The 23,394-nt window shown below is 68.3% G+C and carries 19 protein-coding genes; 13 read left to right on the top strand and 6 right to left on the bottom strand.

The features are described from left to right. The first annotated feature begins 19 nt into the window (after positions 1–19). A complete protein-coding gene (locus AW271_RS29805; protein ID WP_062340934.1) occupies positions 20–1,099 on the top strand; it encodes an inositol-3-phosphate synthase in 1,080 nt (359 codons plus the stop codon). Positions 1,100–1,143: 44 nt separating this feature from the next. On the opposite strand, the gene idi is transcribed toward AW271_RS29805, so the two are convergent. Continuing rightward, positions 1,144–1,731 (bottom strand): isopentenyl-diphosphate Delta-isomerase, encoded by a 588-nt coding sequence (idi, locus tag AW271_RS29800; RefSeq protein WP_062340933.1) that lies wholly within the window; start codon positions 1,729–1,731, stop codon positions 1,144–1,146. A 90-nt stretch (positions 1,732–1,821) separates the two neighbouring features. Here idi and AW271_RS29795 point away from each other — a divergent pair, with 90 nt between their 5' ends. Then, complete coding sequence (locus AW271_RS29795) at positions 1,822–3,123, top strand: MFS transporter (RefSeq protein WP_062340932.1); 1,302 nt, start codon at positions 1,822–1,824, stop codon at positions 3,121–3,123. Here AW271_RS29795 and AW271_RS29790 read toward each other — a convergent pair. Next, complete coding sequence (locus AW271_RS29790) at positions 3,113–4,330, bottom strand: adenosylmethionine--8-amino-7-oxononanoate transaminase (RefSeq protein ID WP_062341035.1); 1,218 nt, start codon at positions 4,328–4,330, stop codon at positions 3,113–3,115. The genes AW271_RS29795 and AW271_RS29790 overlap by 11 nt on opposite strands. Next, positions 4,327–5,742, bottom strand: coding sequence for a CCA tRNA nucleotidyltransferase (locus AW271_RS29785; protein WP_062340931.1), 1,416 nt, complete (start codon positions 5,740–5,742; stop codon positions 4,327–4,329). The genes AW271_RS29790 and AW271_RS29785 overlap by 4 nt, the downstream gene beginning before the upstream one ends. A 114-nt stretch (positions 5,743–5,856) precedes the next feature. Between AW271_RS29785 and AW271_RS29780 the strand changes: the two genes are divergently transcribed. From AW271_RS29780 to trxA, 8 genes are all read left to right on the top strand, one after another. Beyond that, on the top strand, positions 5,857–6,360 hold the full coding sequence (locus tag AW271_RS29780) for a YbaK/EbsC family protein (RefSeq protein WP_062340930.1): 504 nt from the start codon (positions 5,857–5,859) through the stop codon (positions 6,358–6,360). A 37-nt stretch (positions 6,361–6,397) separates the two neighbouring features. After that, the gene (locus AW271_RS29775) at positions 6,398–8,458 is read left to right on the top strand and encodes a DUF6049 family protein (RefSeq protein ID WP_062340929.1); all 2,061 of its coding nucleotides are present in this window, start codon (positions 6,398–6,400) and stop codon (positions 8,456–8,458) included. Between the two features lie 41 nt (positions 8,459–8,499). Next, on the top strand, positions 8,500–10,113 hold the full coding sequence (gene murJ, locus AW271_RS29770; protein ID WP_062340928.1) for a murein biosynthesis integral membrane protein MurJ: 1,614 nt from the start codon (positions 8,500–8,502) through the stop codon (positions 10,111–10,113). Between the two features lie 175 nt (positions 10,114–10,288). Further along, entirely contained in the window at positions 10,289–11,776 is a 1,488-nt protein-coding gene (locus AW271_RS29765) for a protein kinase family protein (RefSeq protein ID WP_063818161.1), read from the top strand. A 154-nt stretch (positions 11,777–11,930) separates the two neighbouring features. After that, entirely contained in the window at positions 11,931–12,575 is a 645-nt protein-coding gene (gene sigM, locus AW271_RS29760) for an RNA polymerase sigma factor SigM (protein WP_062340926.1), read from the top strand. Further along, on the top strand, positions 12,565–13,401 hold the full coding sequence (locus AW271_RS29755; RefSeq protein ID WP_062340925.1) for an RsmA family anti-sigma factor: 837 nt from the start codon (positions 12,565–12,567) through the stop codon (positions 13,399–13,401). Before sigM ends, AW271_RS29755 begins: the two co-directional genes overlap by 11 nt. A gap of 117 nt (positions 13,402–13,518) precedes the next feature. Continuing rightward, positions 13,519–14,448 (top strand): thioredoxin-disulfide reductase, encoded by a 930-nt coding sequence (trxB, locus tag AW271_RS29750; protein ID WP_062340924.1) that lies wholly within the window; start codon positions 13,519–13,521, stop codon positions 14,446–14,448. A 27-nt stretch (positions 14,449–14,475) separates the two neighbouring features. Further along, positions 14,476–14,799, top strand: coding sequence for a thioredoxin (gene trxA / locus AW271_RS29745; RefSeq protein WP_030452614.1), 324 nt, complete (start codon positions 14,476–14,478; stop codon positions 14,797–14,799). A 62-nt stretch (positions 14,800–14,861) separates the two neighbouring features. Here trxA and AW271_RS29740 read toward each other — a convergent pair whose 3' ends face one another. Further along, positions 14,862–15,413, bottom strand: a complete 552-nt coding sequence (locus AW271_RS29740; RefSeq protein WP_245653271.1) for a GNAT family N-acetyltransferase — start codon at positions 15,411–15,413, stop codon at positions 14,862–14,864. Between the two features lie 232 nt (positions 15,414–15,645). Here AW271_RS29740 and AW271_RS29735 point away from each other — a divergent pair, with 232 nt between their 5' ends. Together AW271_RS29735 and AW271_RS29730 are read left to right on the top strand one after the other, a co-directional pair. Further along, the gene (locus AW271_RS29735) at positions 15,646–16,989 is read left to right on the top strand and encodes an aminotransferase-like domain-containing protein (RefSeq protein ID WP_083977449.1); all 1,344 of its coding nucleotides are present in this window, start codon (positions 15,646–15,648) and stop codon (positions 16,987–16,989) included. Positions 16,990–17,047: 58 nt separating this feature from the next. After that, positions 17,048–18,001, top strand: a complete 954-nt coding sequence (locus tag AW271_RS29730; RefSeq protein ID WP_062340921.1) for a D-alanine--D-alanine ligase family protein — start codon at positions 17,048–17,050, stop codon at positions 17,999–18,001. Positions 18,002–18,522: 521 nt separating this feature from the next. Here AW271_RS29730 and AW271_RS29725 read toward each other — a convergent pair. Beyond that, positions 18,523–18,951: a hypothetical protein gene (locus AW271_RS29725; RefSeq protein ID WP_062340920.1), complete on the bottom strand. Its 429-nt coding sequence runs from the start codon at positions 18,949–18,951 to the stop codon at positions 18,523–18,525. Between the two features lie 406 nt (positions 18,952–19,357). Then, positions 19,358–19,627, bottom strand: coding sequence for a P-loop NTPase family protein (locus tag AW271_RS29720; RefSeq protein WP_062340919.1), 270 nt, complete (start codon positions 19,625–19,627; stop codon positions 19,358–19,360). 947 nt (positions 19,628–20,574) lie between these two features. Here AW271_RS29720 and AW271_RS29715 point away from each other — a divergent pair. After that, positions 20,575–21,606: a threonine aldolase family protein gene (locus AW271_RS29715; RefSeq protein WP_245653270.1), complete on the top strand. Its 1,032-nt coding sequence runs from the start codon at positions 20,575–20,577 to the stop codon at positions 21,604–21,606. The last annotated feature ends 1,788 nt before the right edge of the window (positions 21,607–23,394 follow it).

Raw genomic sequence — 23,394 nt, 5'->3', positions numbered from 1 at the left:
ATCCAAAGGAGCGAGTGCGATGGGTTCGGTGCGCGTAGCCATCGTGGGTGTGGGGAACTGCGCCGCCTCACTGGTGCAGGGCGTCCACTACTACAAGGACGCCGACCCGGCCATGCGTGTGCCGGGCCTGATGCACGTCCAGTTCGGCGACTACCACGTCGGCGACGTCGAGTTCGTGGCGGCCTTCGACGTCGACGCCAAGAAGGTCGGGCGTGACCTCTCCGAGGCGATCCTCGCCTCCGAGAACAACACCATCCAGTTCTGCGACGTGCCGCCGCTCGGCGTGAACGTCCAGCGTGGTCCGACCCTCGACGGTCTCGGGGAGTACTACCGCGAGATCATCCAGGAGTCCGACGACCACGCGGTCGACGTGGTCCAGGTGCTCAAGGACGCCCGCGTCGACGTGCTCGTCTCCTACCTGCCCGTGGGCTCGGAGGAGGCCGACCGCTTCTACGCGCAGTGCGCGATCGACGCCAAGGTCGCCTTCGTCAACGCGCTGCCCGTCTTCATCGCCTCCGACCCCGAGTGGGCCCAGAAGTTCACCGACGCCGGGGTGCCGATCGTCGGCGACGACATCAAGTCGCAGGTCGGCGCCACCATCACCCACCGCGTGATGGCCAAGCTGTTCGAAGACCGCGGGGTCGAGCTGCTGCGCACCTACCAGCTCAACTTCGGCGGGAACATGGACTTCATGAACATGCTGGAGCGCAAGCGCCTCCAGTCGAAGAAGATCTCCAAGACCCAGTCGGTCACCTCGCAGATCCCGCACGAGATGGCCAAGGCCGACGTCCACATCGGCCCGTCCGACCACGTGCCGTGGCTCGACGACCGCAAGTGGGCCTACGTCCGCCTCGAGGGCCGCTCGTTCGGCGACACCCCGCTCAACCTCGAGTACAAGCTCGAAGTGTGGGACTCGCCCAACTCGGCCGGCGTCATCATCGACGCCGTCAGGGCCGCCAAGATCGCCCTCGACCGGGGCATCGGCGGGCCGATCCTGTCGGCGTCCTCCTACTTCATGAAGTCGCCGCCGGAGCAGTACTCCGACGACGACGCCCGCGACGCGGTGGAGAAGTTCATCAGCGGCGAGGTCGAGCGCTAGACCACAGCCGAGGGCCCCGGGACATCCCGGGGCCCTCGGCTTTTCTACAGATCGCGTACGGCCGGAGGAAGGTCGTCAGGATCGGCCACCGGCCACGTGAGGGGATCGGGGCCGAGCGCGACCAGCTGGGGCAGCTGCTCGGCGGCCCACGGGGAGATCTCCAGCTCGCCCGCCAGCACCTGGTCGGAGAACTCCTTCCACGGCATCCACAGGACGCTGCCGACCTCGTCGGGGTTGGCGGTCGGCTCCTCGCCCACCAGGGCGCGGTAGACCGGGCACAGTTCGTGCTCGACCGTGCCGTCGGGCATGACCGCGCGGTAGGAGAAGCGGGGGAGCAGCAGGTCGACCGAGGAAACGGTCAGCGAAAGCTCGTGGGACAGCCGGCGAATCACAGCCGACGGGAGGCCCTCACCGGGCAGGGGGTGACCACAGCAGCTGTTGGTCAGCACCCCGGGCCAGGTGATCTTGTGGTCGGCGCGGCGGGTGAGCAGCACGTTGCCCGACGCGTCGAAGACGTAGCTGGAGAAGGCCATGTGCAGGGGGGTGGCCGTGCCGTGGACCGTGGACTTGGGGGCGGTGCCCACCGCGTTGCCCGCAGGGTCAACAAGCACGACGTGTTCATCGTTCGTCACGCAATGAGACTACGGTCTCTTCCGTTCCGGTTCTGCCCTATCGGGGATGACCCTGATGTCCCAGGCTTGCCCCGCGCGTAGGCTGACGACGTGTCCTACGTCTCAGATCTTCGTGTGGTGTTGCGAGGCAGGGACTTCCGACGGCTCTTCGGCACCCGGCTGGTCTCGCAGTTCTCCGACGGGATCTTCCAGCTCGCGGTGGCCGGGTACGCCTTCTTCAGTCCGGAGAAGCAGACGTCGGTCGCCGATGTCGCGGCCGCCTTCGCGGTCCTCCTGCTGCCCTACTCGATCATCGGTCCCTTCGCCGGGGTCTTCATCGACCGCTGGTCACGGCGCCAGATCCTGGTGATCGCCCCCCTCATCCGAGCCGGCCTGCTGCTGCTGTCGGCCGCCGCGGTCGCGGCCCACGCCCCCGACTGGATCTTCTACGCCACCGCCTTCGGCGTGCTCGGCGTCAACCGCTTCTTCCTCTCGGCGCTCGGGGCCTCCTTGCCCCACGTCGTGCCCAAAGACACGCTCATGATCGCGAACGCGGTCACGCCGACCTCCGGGACCGTCGTGACGTTCGTGGGCGCGGGTGTCGGCTTCGGGCTGCGGTGGATCCTCGGGCCCGAACACCTCGGCACCGCCGGGATCCTGGTCATCTCCGGCGTGATCTTCGCGTCCAGCGCGCTGATCGCCCGGCAGATGAGCCGGCAGCTGCTCGGCCCCTCGTTCGACCCCGAGCGGCCACAGGCCCGCGACGCCGTGCGTCACGTCCTGAGCGGGCTGGTCGACGGCGTGCGTTACATCGCCCACCGGCGGGGTCCCGCCGCGGCCCTCGGGAGCATGGCCGCGCACCGGATCCTCTACGGCATGTCGCTCGGCATGGTGCTGATGCTCTACCGCTACTACTTCACCACCGACGCCGAGGTGGGGCTGATGGCCCTCAGCGGCGTGGTGGCCACCTCGGGGCTGGGCTACTTCGCGGCGGCCTTCCTGACCCCGTGGGCGACCCAGCGGTTCCGGATCGAGTCGTGGATCCCGATCACCCTGGGCCTGTGCGGCGCGCTGGAGTTCGTGTTGTGCGCGCCGTTCCAGCAGTGGGGCTTCCTGGTCACCGGGTTCGTGACCGGCGTGCTGGGCCAGAGCGGCAAGATCTGCACCGACGTCGTCGTCCAGCGCGGCATCGCCGACGCCTACCGGGGGCGCGTCTTCTCGATCTACGACCTGCTGTTCAACGGCATGATGGTGGCCGGCGTGTCGATCTCGGCGGCGCTGCTGCCGCCCGACGGCAAGTCGTTCTTCGTGCTGACGATGGTCACCGTGCTCTACTTCGTGGCGGCGGGCGCCTACCGGCTGGCCGTGCTTCCGGTCGTCCGGCAGGCGGAGCCGCTCCCCGTCAAGCCGTAGCCGCGGCGACCATCGCCGCGGCGATGGTCGCCACCTCCGCCTCGGTGCAGGCGTAGGGCGGCATCGCGTAGACGAGTTTTCCGAAGGGGCGCAGCCAGACACCGTGATCGAGCGCGGTGTCCTGCGCCTTCTTCATGTCGACCGGCTGGTGACACTCGATGACGCCGATGGCGCCGAGGACGCGTACATCGGCGACCGAACCCTGCGCCGGAGCCAGGCCCTTGCGCAGGGTCTCCTCGATGAGGCCGACCTCGGCCCGCCACGGGCGGGCGGCCAGCAGGTCGAGCGAGGCGCCGGCCGCGGCGGCGGCCAGCGGGTTGCCCATGTACGTCGGCCCGTGCATCAGCAGCCCGATGCGCTCGGCGATCTCGGGAGTGGTCAGGGTGGCGGCCATGGTCAGGTAGCCGCCGGTCATCGCCTTGCCCAGGGTGACGATGTCGGCCCTGATGTCGGCGTGGTCGCAGCCGAACAGGGTGCCCGAGCGGCCGAAGCCGGTGGCGATCTCGTCGGCGATCAGCAGCAGCCCGCGGCGGTCGCAGATCTCGCGGAACGCCCTCAGGTAGGCCGGGTTGTAGAAGCGCATCCCCCCGGCGCCCTGGACGACGGGTTCCAGGATCAGCGCACCGACCGCCGGATCAGCGGCCAGCCGGTCGACCTCCTCGACGTAGGAGGGGTCGACCGGGGTGTCGTAGCCGAGCGGCGGCACCGGCGCGAAGACCTGTTCGGCCACCGCGCCCGTGAAGATGTGGTGCATCCCGTTGACCGGGTCGCACACCGACATGCACCCGAACGTGTCGCCGTGGTAGCCGCCCCGGACCGTCAGCAGCCGCCGTTTCCCGGTCGCCTGGACGGCCATCTTGATCGCGACCTCGACCGCGACGCTGCCCGAGTCGGCCAGGAAGACCTTCTCGTAGCCGGTCATCGCGGCCAGCCGCTCGGCCAGCCGGATCGCCGGCTCGTGGGTGAGCCCGCCGAACATCACGTGGGCCATACGCCCGAGCTGGCCGGTGATCGCGGCGTCGATCTCCGGCACCCGGTAACCGTGGATGGCCGCCCACCACGACGACATGCCGTCGACGACCTCGCGGCCGTCGGCGAGCGTGAGACGGACACCCTCGGCGCTCTCCACCACATGGGTGGGCACGGCCGGCGGCACCGTCGCGTAGGGGTGCCAGACGTGCTTGCTGTCGAGCTCCGCGAGGTTCACTGGGCGGCCGCCCATTCCAGCAGGCGGGCGCGGGCGACGTCCTTGCCGAGCATGCCCTCGTCCATCCGCAGGTCGAGCAGGAACTTGTACGCCTTGCCGATCATCGGACCCGGCGGGATGCCGAGGATCTCCTGGATCTCGTTGCCGTCGAGCTCGGGCCGGATCTTGGCCAGTTCCTCCTCTTCGGCCAGCTTCGCGATGCGCTCTTCGAGCTGGTCGTAGGTGCGGGCCAGGGCGGCGGCCTTGCGCTTGTTGCGGGTGGTGCAGTCGGCCCGGGTCAGCTTGTGGAGCCGGTCGAGCAGGTGGTCGGCGTCGCGGACGTAGCGGCGCACCGCGCTGTCGGTCCACTCGCCGGTGCCGTAGCCGTGGAAGCGCAGGTGCAGCTCGACGAGACGGGCGACGTCGGAGGTCACCTCTTTGGGGAACCGCAGCGCGGTCAGGCGACGCTTGGTCATCTGGGCGCCGACGACCTCGTGGTGGTGGAAGGAGACCCGGTTGCCGGGCTCGTTCCTGCGTGTCTTGGGCTTGCCGATGTCGTGGAGCAGCGCCGCCCAGCGCAGCACCCGGTCGGGACCGCCGACCTCCTGCGCGATGGCCTGGTCGAGCACGATCAGCGTGTGCTCGTAGACGTCCTTGTGCCGGTGGTGCTCGTCGATCTCCAGCCGCAGCTTGGGCAGCTCGGGCAGGACGTGGTCGGCCAGGCCCGTCTCGACCAGGATGGTCAGGCCCTCGCGCGGGTGGGCGCCGCAGATCAGCTTGTCGAGCTCGGCCTGGATGCGCTCGGCCGAGACGATCTCGATGCGGCCGGCCATCTCGGTCATCGCCCTGATCGCGTCGGGGTCGACGGTGAACCCGAGCTGCGAGGCGAACCGGGCCGCGCGCAGCATGCGCAGCGGGTCGTCGTCGAACGACTGCTCCGGCGTGCCGGGCGTGCGCAGCACCTTGCGGGCCAGGTCGCCCAGCCCGCCGTAGGGGTCGACGAACTCCCGGCTGGGCAGCCGGACCGCCATCGCGTTGACCGCGAAGTCGCGCCGGGCCAGGTCGGCTTCGAGCGTGTCGCCGTAGGACACCTCGGGCTTGCGCGACTTGGGGTCGTACGACTCGCTGCGGTAGGTCGTGATCTCGAGCTGCCAGTCGCCCTTGCGTACGCCGACCGTGCCGAAGTCGATGCCGATCGTCCAGATCGCGTCGCCCCAATCGCGCACGATCTCCAGAACGCGTTCAGGATGGGCGTCGGTGGTGAAATCGAGGTCGGCCCCCGACCGGCCGAGCAGCACGTCGCGCACCGGCCCGCCCACGAGGGCCAGCTCGTGGCCGTGTTTGGCGAACAGGTCGCCCAGTTCGTGGGCGACGGGTTCGATCCGGCGGAGCAGGTCGGCCAGAGCGTTCTCTATCGGGTTTGTAGGGGACAAGCTGGGTAGGTCCTTCGGTTACGGAACAGGTGCCACTGGGCTAATACACCTATGGCGATCAGCAGGCTACGTTCAGTGCAGATCTGTCGGGGGCCGGGAGAAGGAGCACACCACATGCAGGACGCCCTCGCGATCCATCGCTGGCTCCTCGCCCGTCAAATCCACCATGAAATCGTACGGCTTCCACGCGTCCTGACTTCCGCCGACGAGCTGCCCAAGATGCTCGGAGTCCCGCCGGAGACCTGCGTGACCGTCACCGTGTTCGAGGTGACCACCCGGGGGTGCCGCGAACCCGTCGCCGTCATCAGCTCGGTGGCCCGCAAGCCCCGGCCGAGCGTGATCGCCGCCGCGTTAGGCGCCGAACGGGTCAGGCCCGCCTCCTCCTACACCGTCAACGCGGTCACCGACTACGCGGCCGGGCTGGTCTGCCCGCTGCTGCTCCCCGAGAAGCTCACCCTGCTGATCGACCGGCGGCTGGTCGACGCCACCGACCCCGACGCGTTCGTGCACACCGCGACGGGTGAACGCATGACAGCGCTGCGACTACGCGCTGTGCATCTGTTCCCCCTGGCCTCGGGAAAGCCGGTGGAGCTCGCCGGTCACGGCCTGGCAAGCTGACAACGGCCATATGGCCGGGGCCTATAGCATTCAGGGCGTGCGTCGCCTCGGTCCCGTCTTGTTCGCCTTTCTGCTCGCCGGTGCGGGCCTGGCGATCCCGGCGGCCCCCACAGCAGCGGCGGCCACCGCGCGTGCGGCCGACCCGGTCACGCTGAGTGAGTTCAGCCCCGAGTCCCCCACCCGGGCCGACCAGACGATCACCATCGCCGGCGCCGTCACCGGCATCCCGCAGAGCCCCGTCCGCGTGCAGATCAGATACGCCGCCGGACGCCCCTTCACCTCGCGCGCCGACATCGCCGCCTACGTCACCGGCCAGACGATCTTCACGAACTCGTGGCGGCCGAAGGTGCAGGCGACCCCGCTCGACGGCTCGGGCAAGCTGCCGTTCACGATCTCGGTGTCGCCGGCCGAGCTCAGCATCAGCCAGCCGGGCGTCTACCCCCTGGAGGTGGAGGCCGTCGACGGCGCCACCGGGCAGGTCGTCGGCGTCGAGCGCACCTTCCTCACGTACGTCCCCGAGGGCACCGCCGTGAAGCCGACCCGGCTGGCGCTGGCCCTGCCGTTGACCGCGCAGCCGAAGCGGGCCGACGACCAGACGTTCCTCGACGACGACCTGTTCGGCGACGGCCGCCTCAACAACCTGCTCGCGCTGGCCACCGCGACCGACGAGACCGCCACCTGGTTCGTCGACGGCTCGGTGCTCGACGACGCCCAGCGGTTGTCGCGGGCCTACTACCTCGACGGCACGGCCAAGGAGGGCGTGGCCCAGGGCGCCGAGTGGGTGACCTCCCTGCGGTCGGCGCTGGCCGACAACCCCGTCATGGCGATGCCCTACGCCGACGCCGACCTCGGCGCGGTCGTCCACAACGGGCTCGACACGACCACCCCCACGGCGCTGCTGGTCGGCTCGTTCGCCACCAACCAGCTGCTCAAGGTGGGGTCGGCGACCACGTCCACGGTCTGGCCGGTCGGCGGGGTGGTCGACCGCGACACCCTCGACGCGCTGGCCGTCAACGGCGTCGACACGGTGCTGCTGGCCCAGGCCGCCCTGCCGCCCGAGGCGGTCGCGGCGCGGGCCGGGTCGGCCGGGGTGGTCGACACGGTGAGCGGGCCGGTGATCGTGCAGACGGCCGATCCGGTGCTCAGCGGGCTGCTCGCGACCGACGGCCGCGCGGCCGGGGCGACCGTGGCGGCCCGGCAGCGCTACATCGCCGAGACCGCTATGAACGGGCTGACCGCCGAGCGGGCGGCGCCGCTGATCGCGATGCCCTCGAACCACCTGTGGAACCCCGACTCGACCTTCATGACCGCGCTGCTCAAGCCGCTGCCGTGGGTGCGCGACGTGCCGCTGGCCTCGATCAGGCCGGCCAAGAACGCCCGGGTGGGCGACCTGGTCTACCCGCCGCAGGCGCGGCAGAGGGAGTTGCCCAAGTCGTACATGAACGGGGTTCGCCGGCTGGCCCGGACCGCCGACGTCGCGATGGCGCTGCCGACGAGCGGGCAGCGCACCTACGACCGGGCGGTGCTGCGGCTGACCTCCGCGTCGTGGCGGGGCGGCAAGAAGGCGCCCGGGTACGCCCGGCAGCTCAACTCGTCGATCGCGAAACAGATGGCCCGGGTCTTCATCGTCGGCGCCGACGACCCGTTCGCGGTGGCCGGCACCAACGGCCGCATCCTGGTGACGGTGCGCAACACGCTCCGCGAGAACGTGAACTTCAACCTCGAGGTCAAGTCGCGCGACCCCGACCAGCTCCAGGTCGACGCGGCCGGCGGGGTGTTCGTCGAGAAGCAGGCCGAGGTCCAGGCCGGCAAGGCCGGCACCTACGAGATCCCCGTCGTGGTGCCCGCCGACCACGGCCAGGCCAAGTTCGACGTGCAGCTGCTCACCGCCGACGGCCGGAAGTACGGCAAGCCGACCGAGATCGTGATCTCCGCCACCGGATACACCGGCATCGCCCTGGTGATCGTCGGCGTGGCGGTGACCATCATGCTGGCCGCCGTCGTCATGCGGCTGCTGCGCCGCCACCAGCGCAAGGACCCGGTCTTCCCGGCGCCCGTGCAGATGCCCGTGGAGCAGGAGGAGCCCCAAGGGGCGTAGCCTCGTCTCGCTGTAGGCCGGGTGGATCAAGGAGCTGATCGATGAGCCGGATGCTGCGCGCGAGCGCGATCATGGCGGCGGGCACGCTGGTGTCCCGTGTGACCGGTTTCCTGCGGACCGCCATCCTGGCCTCCGCCATCGGCACGGCGATCCTCGGCGACGCCTACAACGTGGCCTACACGATCCCCTTCGTGCTGCTCGACCTGCTGATCACCGGCGTGCTGAGCAGCGTGGTGGTGCCGGCGATCGTGCGGCGGCAGAAGATCGACGCCGACGGGGGAGCCGCCTACGAACAGCGGCTGCTGACCGTCGCCGCCTTCGGCCTCACCGCCGTCGCGATCATCGCGGTCGTGCTGGCCCGGCCCCTCGTGCTCCTGTACGCCGACAAGCTCCCCCCCGAGGGTGTCGCGGCGGCCGTGACGATGGCCCAGTTCATCCTCCCCCAGATCGCCTTCTTCGGCGTGGGCGCCGTGGCCGGGGCCATCCTGAACGCCCGCGACCGGTTCGCCGCCCCGATGTGGGCCCCGGTGCTCAACAACGTCGTGGTCATCGGCGTCGCGGCGGCCTACCTGCTGAGCGACGGCCCGTCGGAGATCGGCCAGGTCACCCACGCCGATCTGGTGCTGCTCGGACTCGGCACCACGGCCGGCATCGTGGCCCAGGCGTTCGTGCTGGTCGTCTCGCTGCTGCGGGCCGGGGTGCGGTTCCGGCCGAGGTTCGACCTGCGCAACGCGGGCCTGGGGGAGATGGCCCGGCTCGGCGCGGGCGCGCTGGCCTTCACGGTGATCAACCAGGTCGGCTTCGTGATCACCACCAACCTGGCCGTCGGGGCCGGCGCCGCCGCCGCGGAGGAGGGGGTGCACGGCCGCGGCCTCACGCCCTACTCCTACGCCTTCCAGCTCTTCCAGCTGCCGTACGGGATCATCGCGGTCTCGGTGATCACCGCCCTGCTCCCCCGGCTGAGCCGTTTCGTGCACGACAAGGACTTCGCCTCGGCCCGCGAGGAGTTCGCGGGCGGGGTCAGGACCGTCAGCGCGCTGATCGTGCCCGCCGGGTTGTTGCTGATGGTGCTCGGCCCCTCGGTGACGGTGCTGATCTTCGGCCGGGGGGCGGTCTCGGTCGAGCAGGCGATCTACATCGGCAACGTGCTCCAGGTGTTCGGCCTCGCGCTGGTGCCGTTCTCGGTCTTCCAATTGCTGCTGCGGGTTTTCTACAGTTTCGGGGACACCCGTACTCCGGCGGTGATCGCGGGGGCGAACGTGCTGGTCAACGCAGCGATCGGTCTTACTTTGTACTTCACTGTCCCACCCGACCTGGTTGTCATGGGTTTGGCGGGTTCGTTCACTGTGACGTACGTTCTGGCGTGCGTCCTCACGTGGGTGCTGGCGTCGCGGCGGGTCGGCGGACTCGGCGGGCGGGCCGTCGCCTCGGGACTGATGCGCATGTACCTCGCGGCGATCCCGGCCGCCCTCGTGGCGCTGGCGGTGTTGTGGGCGAGCGTGCGGATCGCCGAGGTGACCGTGCTCAGCTCGCTGGTCGTGCTCGTCGTCGGCGGCGGTCTCGCGCTCGGCGTCTACCTCGCGCTCGCGCACCGTCTGGGCATCCAGGAAGTGCGGTCCATCATTGGAATGGTGACGAGACGGGTAGGACGCTAACGGTTTCCGTGCCAACGGGGCTTAAGGTCCGGTTGATGCGACTCCGAAGGGGAAGGCGGGCAAGACCGGCGCGGCACTAGCATGGTGCGCCACAGTGGAAGGTCGAGCGGAAGCGAGCAGGTGTGGGCGGATCCACCCGGAGTCGGCTGCCGTTCTTGGGAGCGGCGGCGTGAGCATGTCCACTGTCGAACCCGGAACCCGTCTCGCTGATCGATTCCGGCTGGAAGACCGGGTGAACGAGTCGTCCGGCGCCACCTTCTGGAAGGCCATCGACGAAGTGCTGGCCCGGCCGGTGGCCGTGCACACCTTCGCTCCCGACTTCGAACGCCAGCACGAGGTGGTCATCGCCGCGCGAGCCGCCTCCCGCCTCACCGACCCCCGCCTCACCCAGGTCTTCGACGCCGCCGACGAAGACGGCGTCGCCTACGTCGTCAGCGAGTGGGTCTCCGGCGAGTCGCTGCTCGACCTGCTCGCGGCCGGCCCGCTGGAAGCCGAACGCGGCGCCGCCCTGGTCGCCGAGGCCGCCGAGGCCATCGCCCACGCCCACGAACACGGCCTGGCCCACCTCAACCTGGCCCCCAACCGGCTGATGTGGACCTCCGGCAACACCGTGAAGGTCCTCGGGGTCGGCGTCGACGCCGCGATCCTCGACATCGCCGACAACCTCACCGAAGAAGAACGCGCCCAGGCCGACGCCGAGGGTCTCGGCCGTCTCCTGTACGCCGCCCTCACCGGCCACTGGCCCTCGCCCGACGACGACTGCGGCCTGCCCGAGGCCCCCCTCGACGACGACCACTACTGCACCCCGCGCCAGGTCACCGCGGGTGTGCCCAACTACCTCGACACGATCACCTCGCGCATCCTCGGCCTGCGCAAGTCGGTCGAGCCGATGGACTCCCCGATGGAGGTCGCCGAGGCCCTGGCCGAGGTGCCCCGCCCGGCCCCCGCCTCCGTCTCGACCCTGCCCCCGGCCGTCGAGCTGCGCTCCGAGCCGGTCGACACGATCGGCGGCCGGCCGCCGATGCCGCCGATGATCCACCGCCCGGCGCCGCGCCGCTCCCCCATGTTGTCGCGGTTCCTGCTGACCGTGGTGGTGCTGCTGGCCATGGTCGTGGTCGGCGTCGGCGCCTGGACGCTCGGCAAGAGCCTGGGCACCGAGCCCGCCGTCCCCAGCGCCGCCCCGAGCGCCACGGCCGAAGAGGGCCAGGCGGCGGGCAAGCCCGCCGAGGTGAAGATCTCCGGCGCGACCGGCTTCGACCCTCTCGGCGACGGCGAGGAGCGCAACGAGCTGGCCGCCCTGGCCATCGACGGCTCGGCCACCACCGACTGGCACTCCGAGACCTACGGCGGCCCCGACTTCGGCCGCCTCAAAGACGGCGTCGGCCTGCTGCTCGACCTGGGCAAGGAGACCCGGCTGACCCAGGCGGTGATCGACTTCGGCGCCTCCGGCGGGACGGTCGAGCTGCGTACCGGCGCCTCTCCCGCGCCCGAGAGCCTCAAGACCTTCCTCACCCGCAAAGACGTCAGCGGCAAGGTGACCTTCGACCTCAACGGCTCGTCGCCCACCCGCTACCTGCTCGTGTGGTTCACCGAGCTGCCCCCGCACAACAACGGCTACCGGACCATGATCCGCGACGTGAAGCTTCTGGGAGTGAAGGAATGACGCGAGACGCGGGCGGCCGGAGGCCGACCGTGGCTCGCGCTCTGAACCTGCCATAGAAGCAGGCCGGTTTGATCTGGTTTACGCGCTTTGCCGTTCGCAGAGGGAAGTATGGTGGCACCATCGTGCACGTGAACCCCTCGGGATCGGCAGACCAGTGACCTCGCCGCCAGACATACCCCCACCGACCGACCTCTCCGGTCGGCCGGCGCTGAGTGATGCCGATTTGCTGACCCGTCACATCGAGGGCGACACCACGGCGTTCAGCGAGATCGTCAAGCGCCATCGCGACCGCATGTGGGCCGTCGCCCTGCGGACGCTCGGCGACCCCGACGAGGCCGCCGACGCGGTGCAGGACGCCTTCGTGTCCGCCTACCGCAAGGCCGAGAGCTTCCGGGGCGACGCCGCCGTCACCACGTGGCTGCACCGCATCGTGGTGAACGCCTGTCTTGACCGTATGCGCCGGAAATCGGTCCGGCCCGTCGCCGACGACGAGCTCATCGAGGCCGCCGAACGCGACATGCCGCTGCCCGACCAGACCGCCGAGCGCGAGGTGTCTCTCGAGGTCACGGCCGCGCTCAAGCTGCTGCCGGCCGACCAGCGGGCCGCTCTGGTGCTCGTCGACATGATGGGCTACTCGGTCGAGGACGCCGCCGCCGTACTGGACGTACCGGCCGGAACGGTGAAGAGTCGTTGTGCGCGGGGGCGCGCGAAACTTGCCCCGATTCTTTCCCATCTGCGGAACCGAACCGACCTCACTCGCGTCTCATCCCCGAAGGGAGCACAACTTCGTGACGGGTGACACGCACTACGACCTGGAGATCCTGGCCGAACTCGCCGAGGGCCTCCTCGACGACGCGACGGCCCTGGAGGTCCGGTCGCATCTCGCGATCTGCGACGCCTGCGGGGAAAGCCTCGCCGGTCTGGCCGCGGTTCGCGAACTCCTCTCGGCGGTGCCGGTGACCGCCATGCCGCTGGGCGTCGCGATGCGGATCGACAGGGCCCTTGAGTCCGAGGCGGAGCGGGGTGGCCTCCGCCTCGTCGAGACGCCCGACTGGGACGAGATCATGAAGGACTCGCCCTGGGAGCAGCCGGTCGAGCCGGCGCCGACCGCGCCCGTGGTGCCGCTGGCAGCTCGCCGGAAGAAGACTCGCGGCCGCGCTTGGGCGATGCCGGTCGCGGCCGCCGCCGCGGCGGCCGTGGTGTTCGGCGGAGTGGGCCTGGCCACGCAGATCGTGGCGTCCGGATCGGGTGACGGAGGCGTCACCGTGGCCGGACCGGCCGTCTCGCCCGAGAAGTCGCCGCTGAAGACGGCCGAGTCGGCCTGGGCCGTGCGGGCCAGCGGGCACAACTACACCTCGCGCGAGCTGAACGGCCCCCTGCTCGGCTACTTCGGTCCCGAGCCCGGCACCGGTACCAACACCGACGCGCAGACCGACAAGTGCGTGGCCCACAAGGCCAACGAGCTCGACCGCCAGCCGATAGCGGTCGACCAGGCCTTCTACAACGGCCAGGACGCCACGATCATGGCCTTCTGGGAGGACAAGACGATCAACGCGGTCCGCGTGGTCGTGGTCGGCCCCGACTGCCACAACCTGCGTCCCGAGGGTCTCGCGACCTGGAACTGAGTTTCTGCTGATCGAAGGCCCCGCGGAATGCCGCGGGGCCTTCGTCATGTGTGGCGGGAATCGCCGACGCCTAGGATCTGTTGACGCCCGTGCAGAGCTTGAAGGAGAGGCAGAGCGTTGAGCGACGTCCGTAACGTGATCATCATCGGGTCGGGCCCGGCCGGCTACACGGCGGCCGTCTATTCCGCCCGAGCCGATCTACGTCCACTGGTCTTCGAGGGTTCGGTGACCGCCGGCGGCGCCCTCATGAACACCACCGACGTGGAGAACTTCCCCGGGTTCCCCGACGGCATCATGGGCCCCGACCTCATGGACAACCTGCGCAAGCAGGCCGAGCGGTTCGGCGCCGAACTCGTCGCCGACGACGTCGTCGAGGTCGACCTGAACGCCAACCCCAAGGTCGTCAAGACCTACACCGACACCTACTACGCCAAGTCGGTCATCCTGGCCACCGGCTCCGGCTACCGCGAGCTCGGCCTGGTCAACGAGAAGCGGCTGTCCGGCAAGGGCGTCTCCTGGTGTGCCACCTGTGACGGCTTCTTCTTCCGCGACCAGGACATCGTGGTCGTCGGCGGCGGCGACACCGCCATGGAGGAGGCCACCTTCCTGACCCGGTTCGCCCGGTCGGTCACCGTCGTGCACCGCCGCGACGAGCTACGCGCCAGCAAGATCATGCAGGAGCGGGCGTTCAACAACGAGAAGATCCGCTTCCTCTGGGACAGCGAGGTCGTCGACGTCCTGGGCGAGGCCAAGGTCGCCGGCGTGCGGGTCCGCAACGTCAAGACGGGCGAGGAGTCGACCGTCGACGCGACCGGCCTGTTCCTGGCGATCGGCCACGACCCGCGCAGCACGATCGTGGCGGGCCAGATCGACCTCGACGACGAGGGCTACATCAAGGTCGAGGCGCCCACCACCAAGACCAACATCCCCGGCGTGTTCGCCTGTGGCGACGTCGTCGACCACACCTACCGCCAGGCCATCACCGCAGCGGGCACCGGCTGCGCCGCGTCGCTCGACGCGGAGCGCTGGCTCACCGACCAGGAATAGTTCCCACCCAACACAAGGAGAGCCATCGTGGGCACCGTCAAGAACGTCACCACCAAGGACTTCGCGTCCGAGGTCCTGCAGAGCGACAAGCCCGTCATCGTCGACTTCTGGGCCGAGTGGTGCGGGCCGTGCCGCCAGGTCGCGCCGATCCTGCAGGAGATCGCCAACGAGCACGCCGACAAGCTGACCGTCGTGAAGCTCAACATCGACGAGAACCCCGACATCGCCCGCGACTACGGGATCCTGCAGATCCCGACGATGAACGTCTACAAGGGCGGCGAGGTCGTCAAGCAGATCATCGGCGCCAAGCCGAAGGCGATGCTGCTCCGCGAACTCGACGGCGTCATCTAGTTTCGGAAGCCCTCCCTCCGGGGAGGGCTTCTTCTTTGGGCCTGTACGGCTCTCAGATCGTTTCAGACGGGCCGGAGCGCCCGTTCGGGGCTCATGGAGCCGAGCAGCCGTTCCAGAGCCACCTCGACGTCCTCACGCCACGAGACGGCGGTCTTCAGCTCCAGCCGCAGGCGGGGGAAGCGCAGATGCGGGCGGACCGTCTTGAAGCCCACCGACAGCAGATAATCGGCCGGCATCACGCACGCCCCCGGCTGCTCCCATTTCAGGTCGCCGAACGCCTCGATGGCGCGTACACCCCGGCGGGTCAGATCTTTCGCCACGCCCTGCACGAGCATGCGCCCCAGCCCGCCGCCGGAGAACTCCGGAATGATGTGGGCGGTCATCAGCAGCACCGCGTCGGAACTCACCGGCGACGTGGGGAAGGCGACCGATCGCGGCACGTATAGCGGCGGCGCGTACAGGACGAAGCCCGCGGCCACCCCGTCGACATAGGCGATCTTGCCGCAGGAACCCCATTCGAGCAGCGTGGCGGAGACCCACGCCTCCTTCTCGAGGCTCGGCTCCCCGGCCTGCGCGGCCCGCTCGCCCCCCATGGGGTCGAGCTCCCAGAACACGCAATTACGACACCTGCGCGGCAGGTCATCAAGATTGTCGAGCGTGATGCTGGCCAGCCGACGCGACACGTGACGCCCCTATTCCCGGCATTGGTCCCGGCAGTTTTGCTGGAATAGTAGCCGGTGCTCCCGGTCCGAACAGGAATTCGGCGCGCAGCACACGGCCCTTCTCTCATGCTGATACCGATTGCGGACCGTTCACCCGGCTGCCTTACCCTCTGAATTAACGCCTATGAAACGGAGGTGGACCGTGACGAATGAGACGGATCACGGTCGGACACCCGCGACCCACGGGTCACGCATCGATGCCTACGTCGATCGGTACGCCGCACGAGCTACCGGGATGGTCGCCTCCGAGATCCGAGCTCTGTTCGCCGTCGCATCGAGGCCGGAAGTGGTCTCCCTCGCCGGCGGCATGCCCTACGTCACGGCGCTCCCCCTCGACGTGGTCGGCGAACTGGTCGCCGACCTCGTCAACCGCCGCGGTCCCGAAGCCCTGCAGTACGGCTCGGGCCAGGGTGACCCCGCACTGCGCGAGCAGATCTGCGAGGTCATGCGCATGGAGGGCATCGACGCGGGCGCCGACGACGTCGTCGTCACGGTGGGCTCGCAGCAGGCGCTCGATCTGATCACCCGCATCTTCGTCGACCCCGGCGACATCGTCCTCGCCGAAGGTCCGTCCTACGTCGGCGCCCTGGGCACCTTCTCGGCCTACCAGGCCAAGGTCGTCCACATCGCCATGGACGACCAGGGCCTCATTCCCGAGTCCCTGGCGCAGACGATCTACGCGCTCCAGGCCTCCGGCCAGCGCATCAAGTTCCTCTACACGATCCCGACCTTCCAGAACCCGGCCGGCGTGACCCTCAACCTGGTCCGCCGCCGCCAGGTCCTGGAGATCTGCCAGAAGGCCGGCATCCTGGTCGTCGAGGACAACCCCTACGGCCTGCTCGGCTTCGACGGCGAGCCGCTGCGCGCCCTGCGCGCCGACGACCCCGACGGGGTGGTCTACCTGGGATCGTTCTCGAAGACCCTGGCACCCGGCTTCCGGGTCGGCTGGGCCCTGGCCCCCCACGCGATCCGCCAGAAGCTCGTGCTGGCGATGGAGTCGGCGGTCCTGTCCCACTCGACCTTCACCCAGCTGGCCGTCGGGCAGTACCTGACGACCCAGCCGTGGCGGGAGCAGATCAAGACCTTCCGCGAGCTCTACCGCGAACGCCGCGACGCCCTCCTGGGCGCACTCGAAACCCTGATGCCCGAGGGCTGCACCTGGACCAAACCGGCCGGCGGCTTCTTCGTGTGGATGACCCTCCCCGAGGGCCTCAACTCCAAGGCCATGCTCCCCCAGGCCGTGGACAAGCGCGTCGCCTTCGTCCCCGGCACCGGCTTCTACGCCGACGGCTCGGGATCGAGGCACATGCGCCTGTCCTACTGCTACCCGCAGCCCGACCGCATCCGCGAGGGCGTCCGCCGCCTGGCCGGCGTCATCGAGGAAGAACTCCGGACCGTGGAGATGTTCGGCACCCGGTCCCGGGCCGGTCACTCCGGGGTGGACACACCCGGTCCAGACCTCGCCTGATCCTCTGTACGGCTAGCCTGTTCGGGCTAGCCGTACAGAATCGGAGAAAGGCCGGGCTATGAGCGATCTCGGGAACGTGCTCGTGCTGGCAGGAGGACTGTCCTACGAGCGTGAGGTCTCCATCAGGTCCGGCCGCCGGGTGGCCGAAGTGTTGCGCGCCCAGGGCGTCGACGTGGAGACCCGCGACACCGACTCGTCCCTGGTGCCCTCCGTCCTCGCCGACCGGCCCACCGCGGTCTTCGTGACCTTGCACGGCGGGGCCGGCGAGGACGGCGCGATCCGGACCGTTCTGGAGCTCCTCGGCGTGCCATACGTGGGGGCGGCGCCGGACGCGTGCCGGGTGGCTTTCGACAAGCCGACCGCCAAGGCCGTGGTGCGGTCGTGGGGGTTGAACACGCCGGACTCCGTTTCCCTCCCCAAGGAGACATTTCACGACCTGGGGGCTTCCGCGGTGCTTTCGCGGATCGTCGACTCCCTGGGATTGCCTCTGTTCGTGAAGCCTTCGCGTGGCGGGTCGGCGCTTGGGGCTTCCATCGTGCGGTCGGCCGAGGAACTGCCGGCGGCGATGGTGGGGTGTTTCGCCTATGGGGACACGGCGCTGATCGAGACGTACATCGAAGGCGTTGAGGTGGCCGTGTCGGTTGTCGACCTGGGGGAGGGGCCGGTGGCGTTGCCTCCCGTGGAGATCGTGCCTGACGGCGGGGCTTACGACTACGCGGCTCGGTATACGGCGGGGCGGACCGAGTTCTTCGCGCCGGCGCGGTTGGGGGACGAGGCCATGGCGGCTTGTGAGGCCATGGCTGTGGCGGCGCATTCGGCGTTGGGGCTGCGGGACGTTTCGCGGACTGACCTGATTGTCGATGGCGACGGGAAGCCTTGGTTTCTCGAGGTGAATGTGGCGCCTGGGATGACGGAGACTTCGCTGCTGCCTATGGCGGCTGAGGCGGCTGGACGGGATCTGGGGGCGCTTTGCCGGGGGTTGCTGGAGATTGCGGCGGGACGCCGGGGTTGATCGCCCGTTTCGGACCTGGCGGGATCCGGACACGTGGCGTCGCGCATCCCGAGGCCGGTTCCCGCCGGACAGGCTTGATCGCCTCCAGGATGCGGCCGTCGGTGGACTCCGGCAGATCTCGAGACGGTCTGCCGGGTGTTGTCACAAATCCGGAAGCCGGCGGGGCCGTGGTGATCACCCGCACGCTCCGGCCCAACGGGTGATCGTGGCGAGCAGGCGGCCCGAGACGCACAATCTGAGATGTGCAGATCGAGGGGGACCTCGGCGGAAACCTCATAGTCGAAACCCGAGATCCCGAGCCTATGCCGGTGAGACCGGCAGCGGGCGGGGAGGCTGCTTGAGCGTTCTATGGGGTGATCCGCCGCGTGAGTGGCAAGCATCCGCTCGCTCAGCGGTGCGCCTATGACCTCCCTGAGCAGCCGAAGCGGCGGATCGGCCATCGTTCTACGCGGTGGAGAAATGCCGAAGGCCCGGACCATGAAGGTCCGGGCCTGTCACATCAGCACCCCGTGGGAGTCGTTTTAGCGGTGGTGCCAGCCGCCCCAGCCGAAGCTGCCGTTGTGGCCGTAGCCGCCGCGGACGCGGAAGTCGTCGACGTGCTTGCCGAAGACGATGTGCTTGGACAGGAAGCTCTTGGTGTTGTACCGCTTGTAGAAGAACCACTTCCCGTCGTTCTTGTAGTAGACGTCGAAGAAGCTGTAGTCACGGTCGTTGTGGTCGCGGTCCCACATGCGGAAGTCGAGCCAGTAGCGGCCGCCGCTCTTGCCCCAGCGGTAGTCGAAGCGACCGTCGCCCCGCTCGAAGCGGTCCCAGCTGGAGCCGTACTGCGCGGCCGACGCGGAGGTCGACGCGGTGGTGGCGGATGCCGTGGCGGCCGGTGCGATAGCAACCCCCGTGGCTGCGATGCCGGCGAGAACGGTTCCGGCGAGCAGCTTGCCGATCGTGTGCACTGTTTCCTCCGTTGTGGTTCGTCGTCCGTCTTTCCGGACGACGCTCACGCTAGGACCGGGGCCAGGGGCCGTTCTGCGCACAAAACCACACAAGGCGTCTAGTGCGTACTAGTGCACATATGTCGCCTTCCGGGCGGTGACCAGGAGGTGGGCGGCGGGGGTCAGTGCGACTTCCAGCGGCTCTCGCTCTCGGATACGACCGGCGAATCCAGGATCTCGTCGCATTCGCCCAGCCCATCCCTCCGGCGCCCGGACGACCCCTGGCAGGCTGTCCACCTGCACCATTAACGCGTGGTCCACCAACCACAGGGCCGTTCATCGTCTTTCAGTCGACCGACGATTCGTCTGAGGTTGGCGTGGTCTATCGATGTGACCAAGACGGGCGACACTGTGAAGCCCACCCCGGTTAATCGGCCCGGACGGTTTGTCGAAGACCTCTCAGAAGCTGATGGAGGTTGTGCAGAACCTGGCCGACTCCGTCGCCCATCGAGATCAGCTGGTCGGCAGTGACCGCGATCCGCCCGTCATGGGTGACCAATACGAGGGTCTGCCCCATGTCGCGCAGCCCGGCGAACAGACGCAGCACCTCGTTGGTCGCCGTGGTGTCGCGGTTACCAGTCAGCTCGTCCGCCGTCATCACCAGCGGCTCGTTGGCCAGGACGTGGGCGACGGCCACCCGCTACCGCTCTCAGTCGGGCGCTTCGACGAGGCGGAGGCCACCCCGCTCCGCCTCGGACTCAAGGGCCCTGTCGATCCGCATCGCGACGCCCAGCGGCATGGCGGTCACCGGCACCGCCGAGAGGAGTTCGCGAACCGCGGCCAGACCGGCGAGGCTTTCCCCGCAGGCGTCGCAGATCGCGAGATGCGACCGGACCTCCAGGGCCGTCGCGTCGTCGAGGAAGCCTCGGCTGTCGACAGCTCCTCCACCAGATGGAAGGACTGGAAGACGAATTCCACCGACCGGCGCCGCAGCCGGGCAAGGGACCGTATGCCTGCGGTGTCGACACGTTCGCTGGTCGGCCAGACCGCCCATGAGATGTTGCAGCGCCGATTTCCCGTATCGCCAGAAGATGTCAGCACCAAGGCTTCTCCGGGAGCCATGAGACGAGGTCGTCTACGGGTTGGGGCATGAACATTTCGAGCGGGTTGAAGAGTCGGCTCTAACGTTCAGCAACAAGGTGTCGATGCTCACTCAGCCGTACTCCTGTGTCGGGTCTCGTAAGCCGTGGATGAGCGACCGGGATGAGCGACCGGGATGAGCGACCGGGATGAGCGACCGGGACCCGTCTACTCGCATGATGACGTGTCATCAGCAGCCGTACATGCTCCCCGCCGTTGTAGGCATACGTTCCTCCCAAAGGTGCGGAGTCATCGAGCAGATATGCGATGGAGGTTCGCCTGGATGGCACCCAGGCAGCTTGGTCTCTTCATCTACGTTCGCAACAGCACGGTCTACTCCCCTATGGAATGCATGGCCACCTTCCAGGCTTTCGAGTCGATCAGCTTCAGGCACCTCAGCCGATACAAGGGTGTGACGTCGCTTTGATCTCGTGGCCGCCGTCGGGCCTGGTCTGGCGGGACCTGGGCGTCTGGGCCAGGAGGGCGCTGACCTAGGCTTGGCGGGTGGTTCATGCGAAAAGCTTCGGTAGTGACAATCATGCGGGTGTTCATCCCGAGGTGATGGCAGCGGTCGTTGCGGCCAACGACGGTGACACGCTCCCCTATGGCAGCGATCCCTGGACGGCCGACATGGAGAGCGCTGTCCGGGAGGTCTTCGGGGAACAGGCGCAGGGTTACGCCATGTTCAACGGGACCGGGGCCAACGTGGTGGGGCTGGGGTTGATGCTCCGGCCGTACGACGGGGTGATCTGCCCAGCCAGTGCCCACATCAACGGCAACGAGGCCGGCGCCGCCGAGCGGGTTCTCGGGACGAAGCTGCTCACCGTGGCGACGGATGACGGGAAGCTCCGGCCTGCCGACGTGCTCGCGCAGCTTGGGGCTGTCGGCAACGAGCACCTGTCGCAGCCTCGGGTGGTGTCCATCTCGCAGGTGACCGAGTGCGGGACCGTCTACACGCCTGAAGAGATCGCGGCGCTGGCGGAGGTGGTTCATGAGAACGGCCTCTTCCTCCACATGGACGGAGCTCGACTGGCCAACGCGGCCGCCGAACTCGGCTGCGGTCTGGGGGACATCACGACCGCTGTCGGCGTGGACGTCCTCAGCTACGGCGCGACCAAGAACGGCGCCCTGGGGGCGGAAGCGCTGATCGTCCTGCGGCCGGAACTCCTGCCTGGGGCACTCTTCCTTCGTAAGCAGGGCATGCAGCTGGCTTCCAAGATGCGGTACTTCTCCCCTCAGATCACCGCCTTGCTGCGTGGCGACCTGTGGCTGCGGAACGCCTCGCATGCCAACGCGATGGCACACCGGTTGGCTGACGGGGTGGCTTCGGTGGTGAAGTTCCGGTACGAGGTTCAGTCGAATGCGGTGTTTCCGGTGCTGCCGGAGAAGGCGATCGCGTACCTGATGGAGAGGTTCACCTTCGGGCATTGGGATCGGGCTGGGGGAGTCGTGCGGTGGGTGACGGCCTTCGACACGACCGAGGAAGACGTCGACGCGCTAATCGCGGCTACGCATGAGGCGCTTAGTTTCACGTGAAACATTGCGGTGGGGCCGGCCTGATGCTCTGGCTGGCCCCGCCTAGGTGTCTGCCAAGGTCGATGTGTCGCTGTTCCCGGTGGATCCATTTGCCTGAGCTTGGACACACAGCTGTCGATGACATCCTCATCCGCGGTACTTCTCTCGCGCAGGCTTGCTAAGCCGTCTCTTCCCCGCGTGGTTCCCGGCTCGCTGATCCACGGCCAGCGCGTACGACGTAGCGCCGCTGCACCGACCGGATGGCCCTTCGGTCGGCTCTGCAAAATAGAAGAGTGGCGCCTCAGCACGGCGACGCGCAGACCACGATCGAGGCAGCGGATCGTCAGCCGCCAACGCATCACCTCTGGGGAGAGAGGCATCTGCTTACCTAGCATGCCGTCGATGAGTGATGCAGCTTAGCGACCGTGAGTCTCACGCGGCGATGCCATTTGCGGTAGGTGCCGATGTGCTGAGACCTCACGGTCCGACATCGCCCTCGCTGGCGCCTGCTCCGAGTCGAGCGATCGTTCACGATGCCTGTCGAATGCAGTGCGCTTCAGTGCGATGTTTCACGTGAAACGTGTGCTGGCCGACGGCAAGTCAGTGACGGCGCCCAAGAGGGCGGGCGACATTAGGGCGAGCAACAGATAGCTGTGGCACAGGAAGGCGCTCCTTCATCTCGCGTCTTCTTCTCCGCACGGGTCGAGCCGTTCGAGAGGAGGGCCGATCTTCAGCAGCCTCCCGTTCTGTTGGAGCTGAAGGAAGAACCAAACATCCCCGAGACGATCAGCGTCCTCCTTGGTAAGCGGAGGCGCGTGAGAGAGGGTCGGCGAGGACGTCCGCACACATGTGGGGCGCTCCCCTCTCGGACAGCCTTGACCGGCCGGGCTCTTTGCCTCATCGTCTTCCTCGCCAGCTGAGAGCGACTCTCGGGTGTGCTGTGATCACTTGGATTGCGCGCCAGTCCTCCCTCTGCTCCTTCCGGGCATGCGTGGAGGCAGGAAAGAGCGCCCCGGTGCTGGTACCGCGCAGACCGGCCTCAAGCCGGCTGCAGTGCGCGAGCATGAGACATTCGGTCAAGGAGCCGCCGTCTTGTTACCCCTGCACGTCGGAATGCAGGGACGCGGTCTCAAGTTCTAGCGTGGTTCCGCGTTGTCGCAGGCGACGGACTCCTGTTCATGCGGTGGGCCTGGCGGACACAAATTCATGCGGTGGGCGCGGCGGACAGAGCACCAGTTCGTCGCCGATGGGTTGCCCAAATGCCAATCAGGGTGAGGTGCAGCCCTATGCGCGACCTTTGCGCTCAAGCTTGAACTCGACTCTGCGCTCGCCAAACATCCCTGCCTCTCTGCGCCACTGCTTGTCCAGGCGTAGTGGATGGTTTCGACATGGCCCACGCATTCGATCAAGTCAGTACCGACCAATGGATCTAGCGCCTGGTAACTCCTATCACGCTGGCGCGCCTTCGCAGCCATGTGGCGGTGACTGCATCGGCTTTGAGCTAAGACCTCCGCCGGCACAGCGGGGGGAGAGGCAGAGGTAACCGTCCACGTCTCTCGTGTAGTGGTGGGACGAGATGCTCCCTAAACCCTGAGCGAGGATGGTGTTGGTCGACACCTTCGGTTCAGCCGAGAGGACGCCAAACGTCGATCATGGCGAGCCTGCTCGAGCGCCGGAGCTGAGCGGTTCACTGCAGCTCTGCTCCGTAGTACTTCTTACTGCTAGGTCATGTGGAACAGATCAAGCAGGGTTCTTCGCCCCCGGAGGGTTTTCCCACCCGCCGCTTGAGACCGCAGGCTAGGTGTTCCG

Source organism: Herbidospora sakaeratensis (assembly GCF_001570525.1).
Taxonomy (GTDB): domain Bacteria; phylum Actinomycetota; class Actinomycetes; order Streptosporangiales; family Streptosporangiaceae; genus Herbidospora; species Herbidospora sakaeratensis.
The sequence above is the reverse complement of the archived record's forward strand: the minus strand, read 5'-3'. Positions and strand labels throughout refer to the sequence as shown.

What these genes read in the sequence shown, in the direction of transcription:
- AW271_RS29805 (WP_062340934.1), top strand. Translation starts at nt 20, where the DNA reads ATGGGTTCGGTGCGCGTAGCCATCGTGGGTGTGGGGAACTGCGCCGCC.
- AW271_RS29780 (WP_062340930.1), top strand. Translation starts at nt 5,857, where the DNA reads ATGCAGGACGCCCTCGCGATCCATCGCTGGCTCCTCGCCCGTCAAATC.
- murJ (WP_062340928.1), top strand. Translation starts at nt 8,500, where the DNA reads ATGAGCCGGATGCTGCGCGCGAGCGCGATCATGGCGGCGGGCACGCTG.
- AW271_RS29765 (WP_063818161.1), top strand. Translation starts at nt 10,289, where the DNA reads ATGTCCACTGTCGAACCCGGAACCCGTCTCGCTGATCGATTCCGGCTG.
- AW271_RS29735 (WP_083977449.1), top strand. Translation starts at nt 15,646, where the DNA reads ATGAAACGGAGGTGGACCGTGACGAATGAGACGGATCACGGTCGGACA.
- AW271_RS29730 (WP_062340921.1), top strand. Translation starts at nt 17,048, where the DNA reads ATGAGCGATCTCGGGAACGTGCTCGTGCTGGCAGGAGGACTGTCCTAC.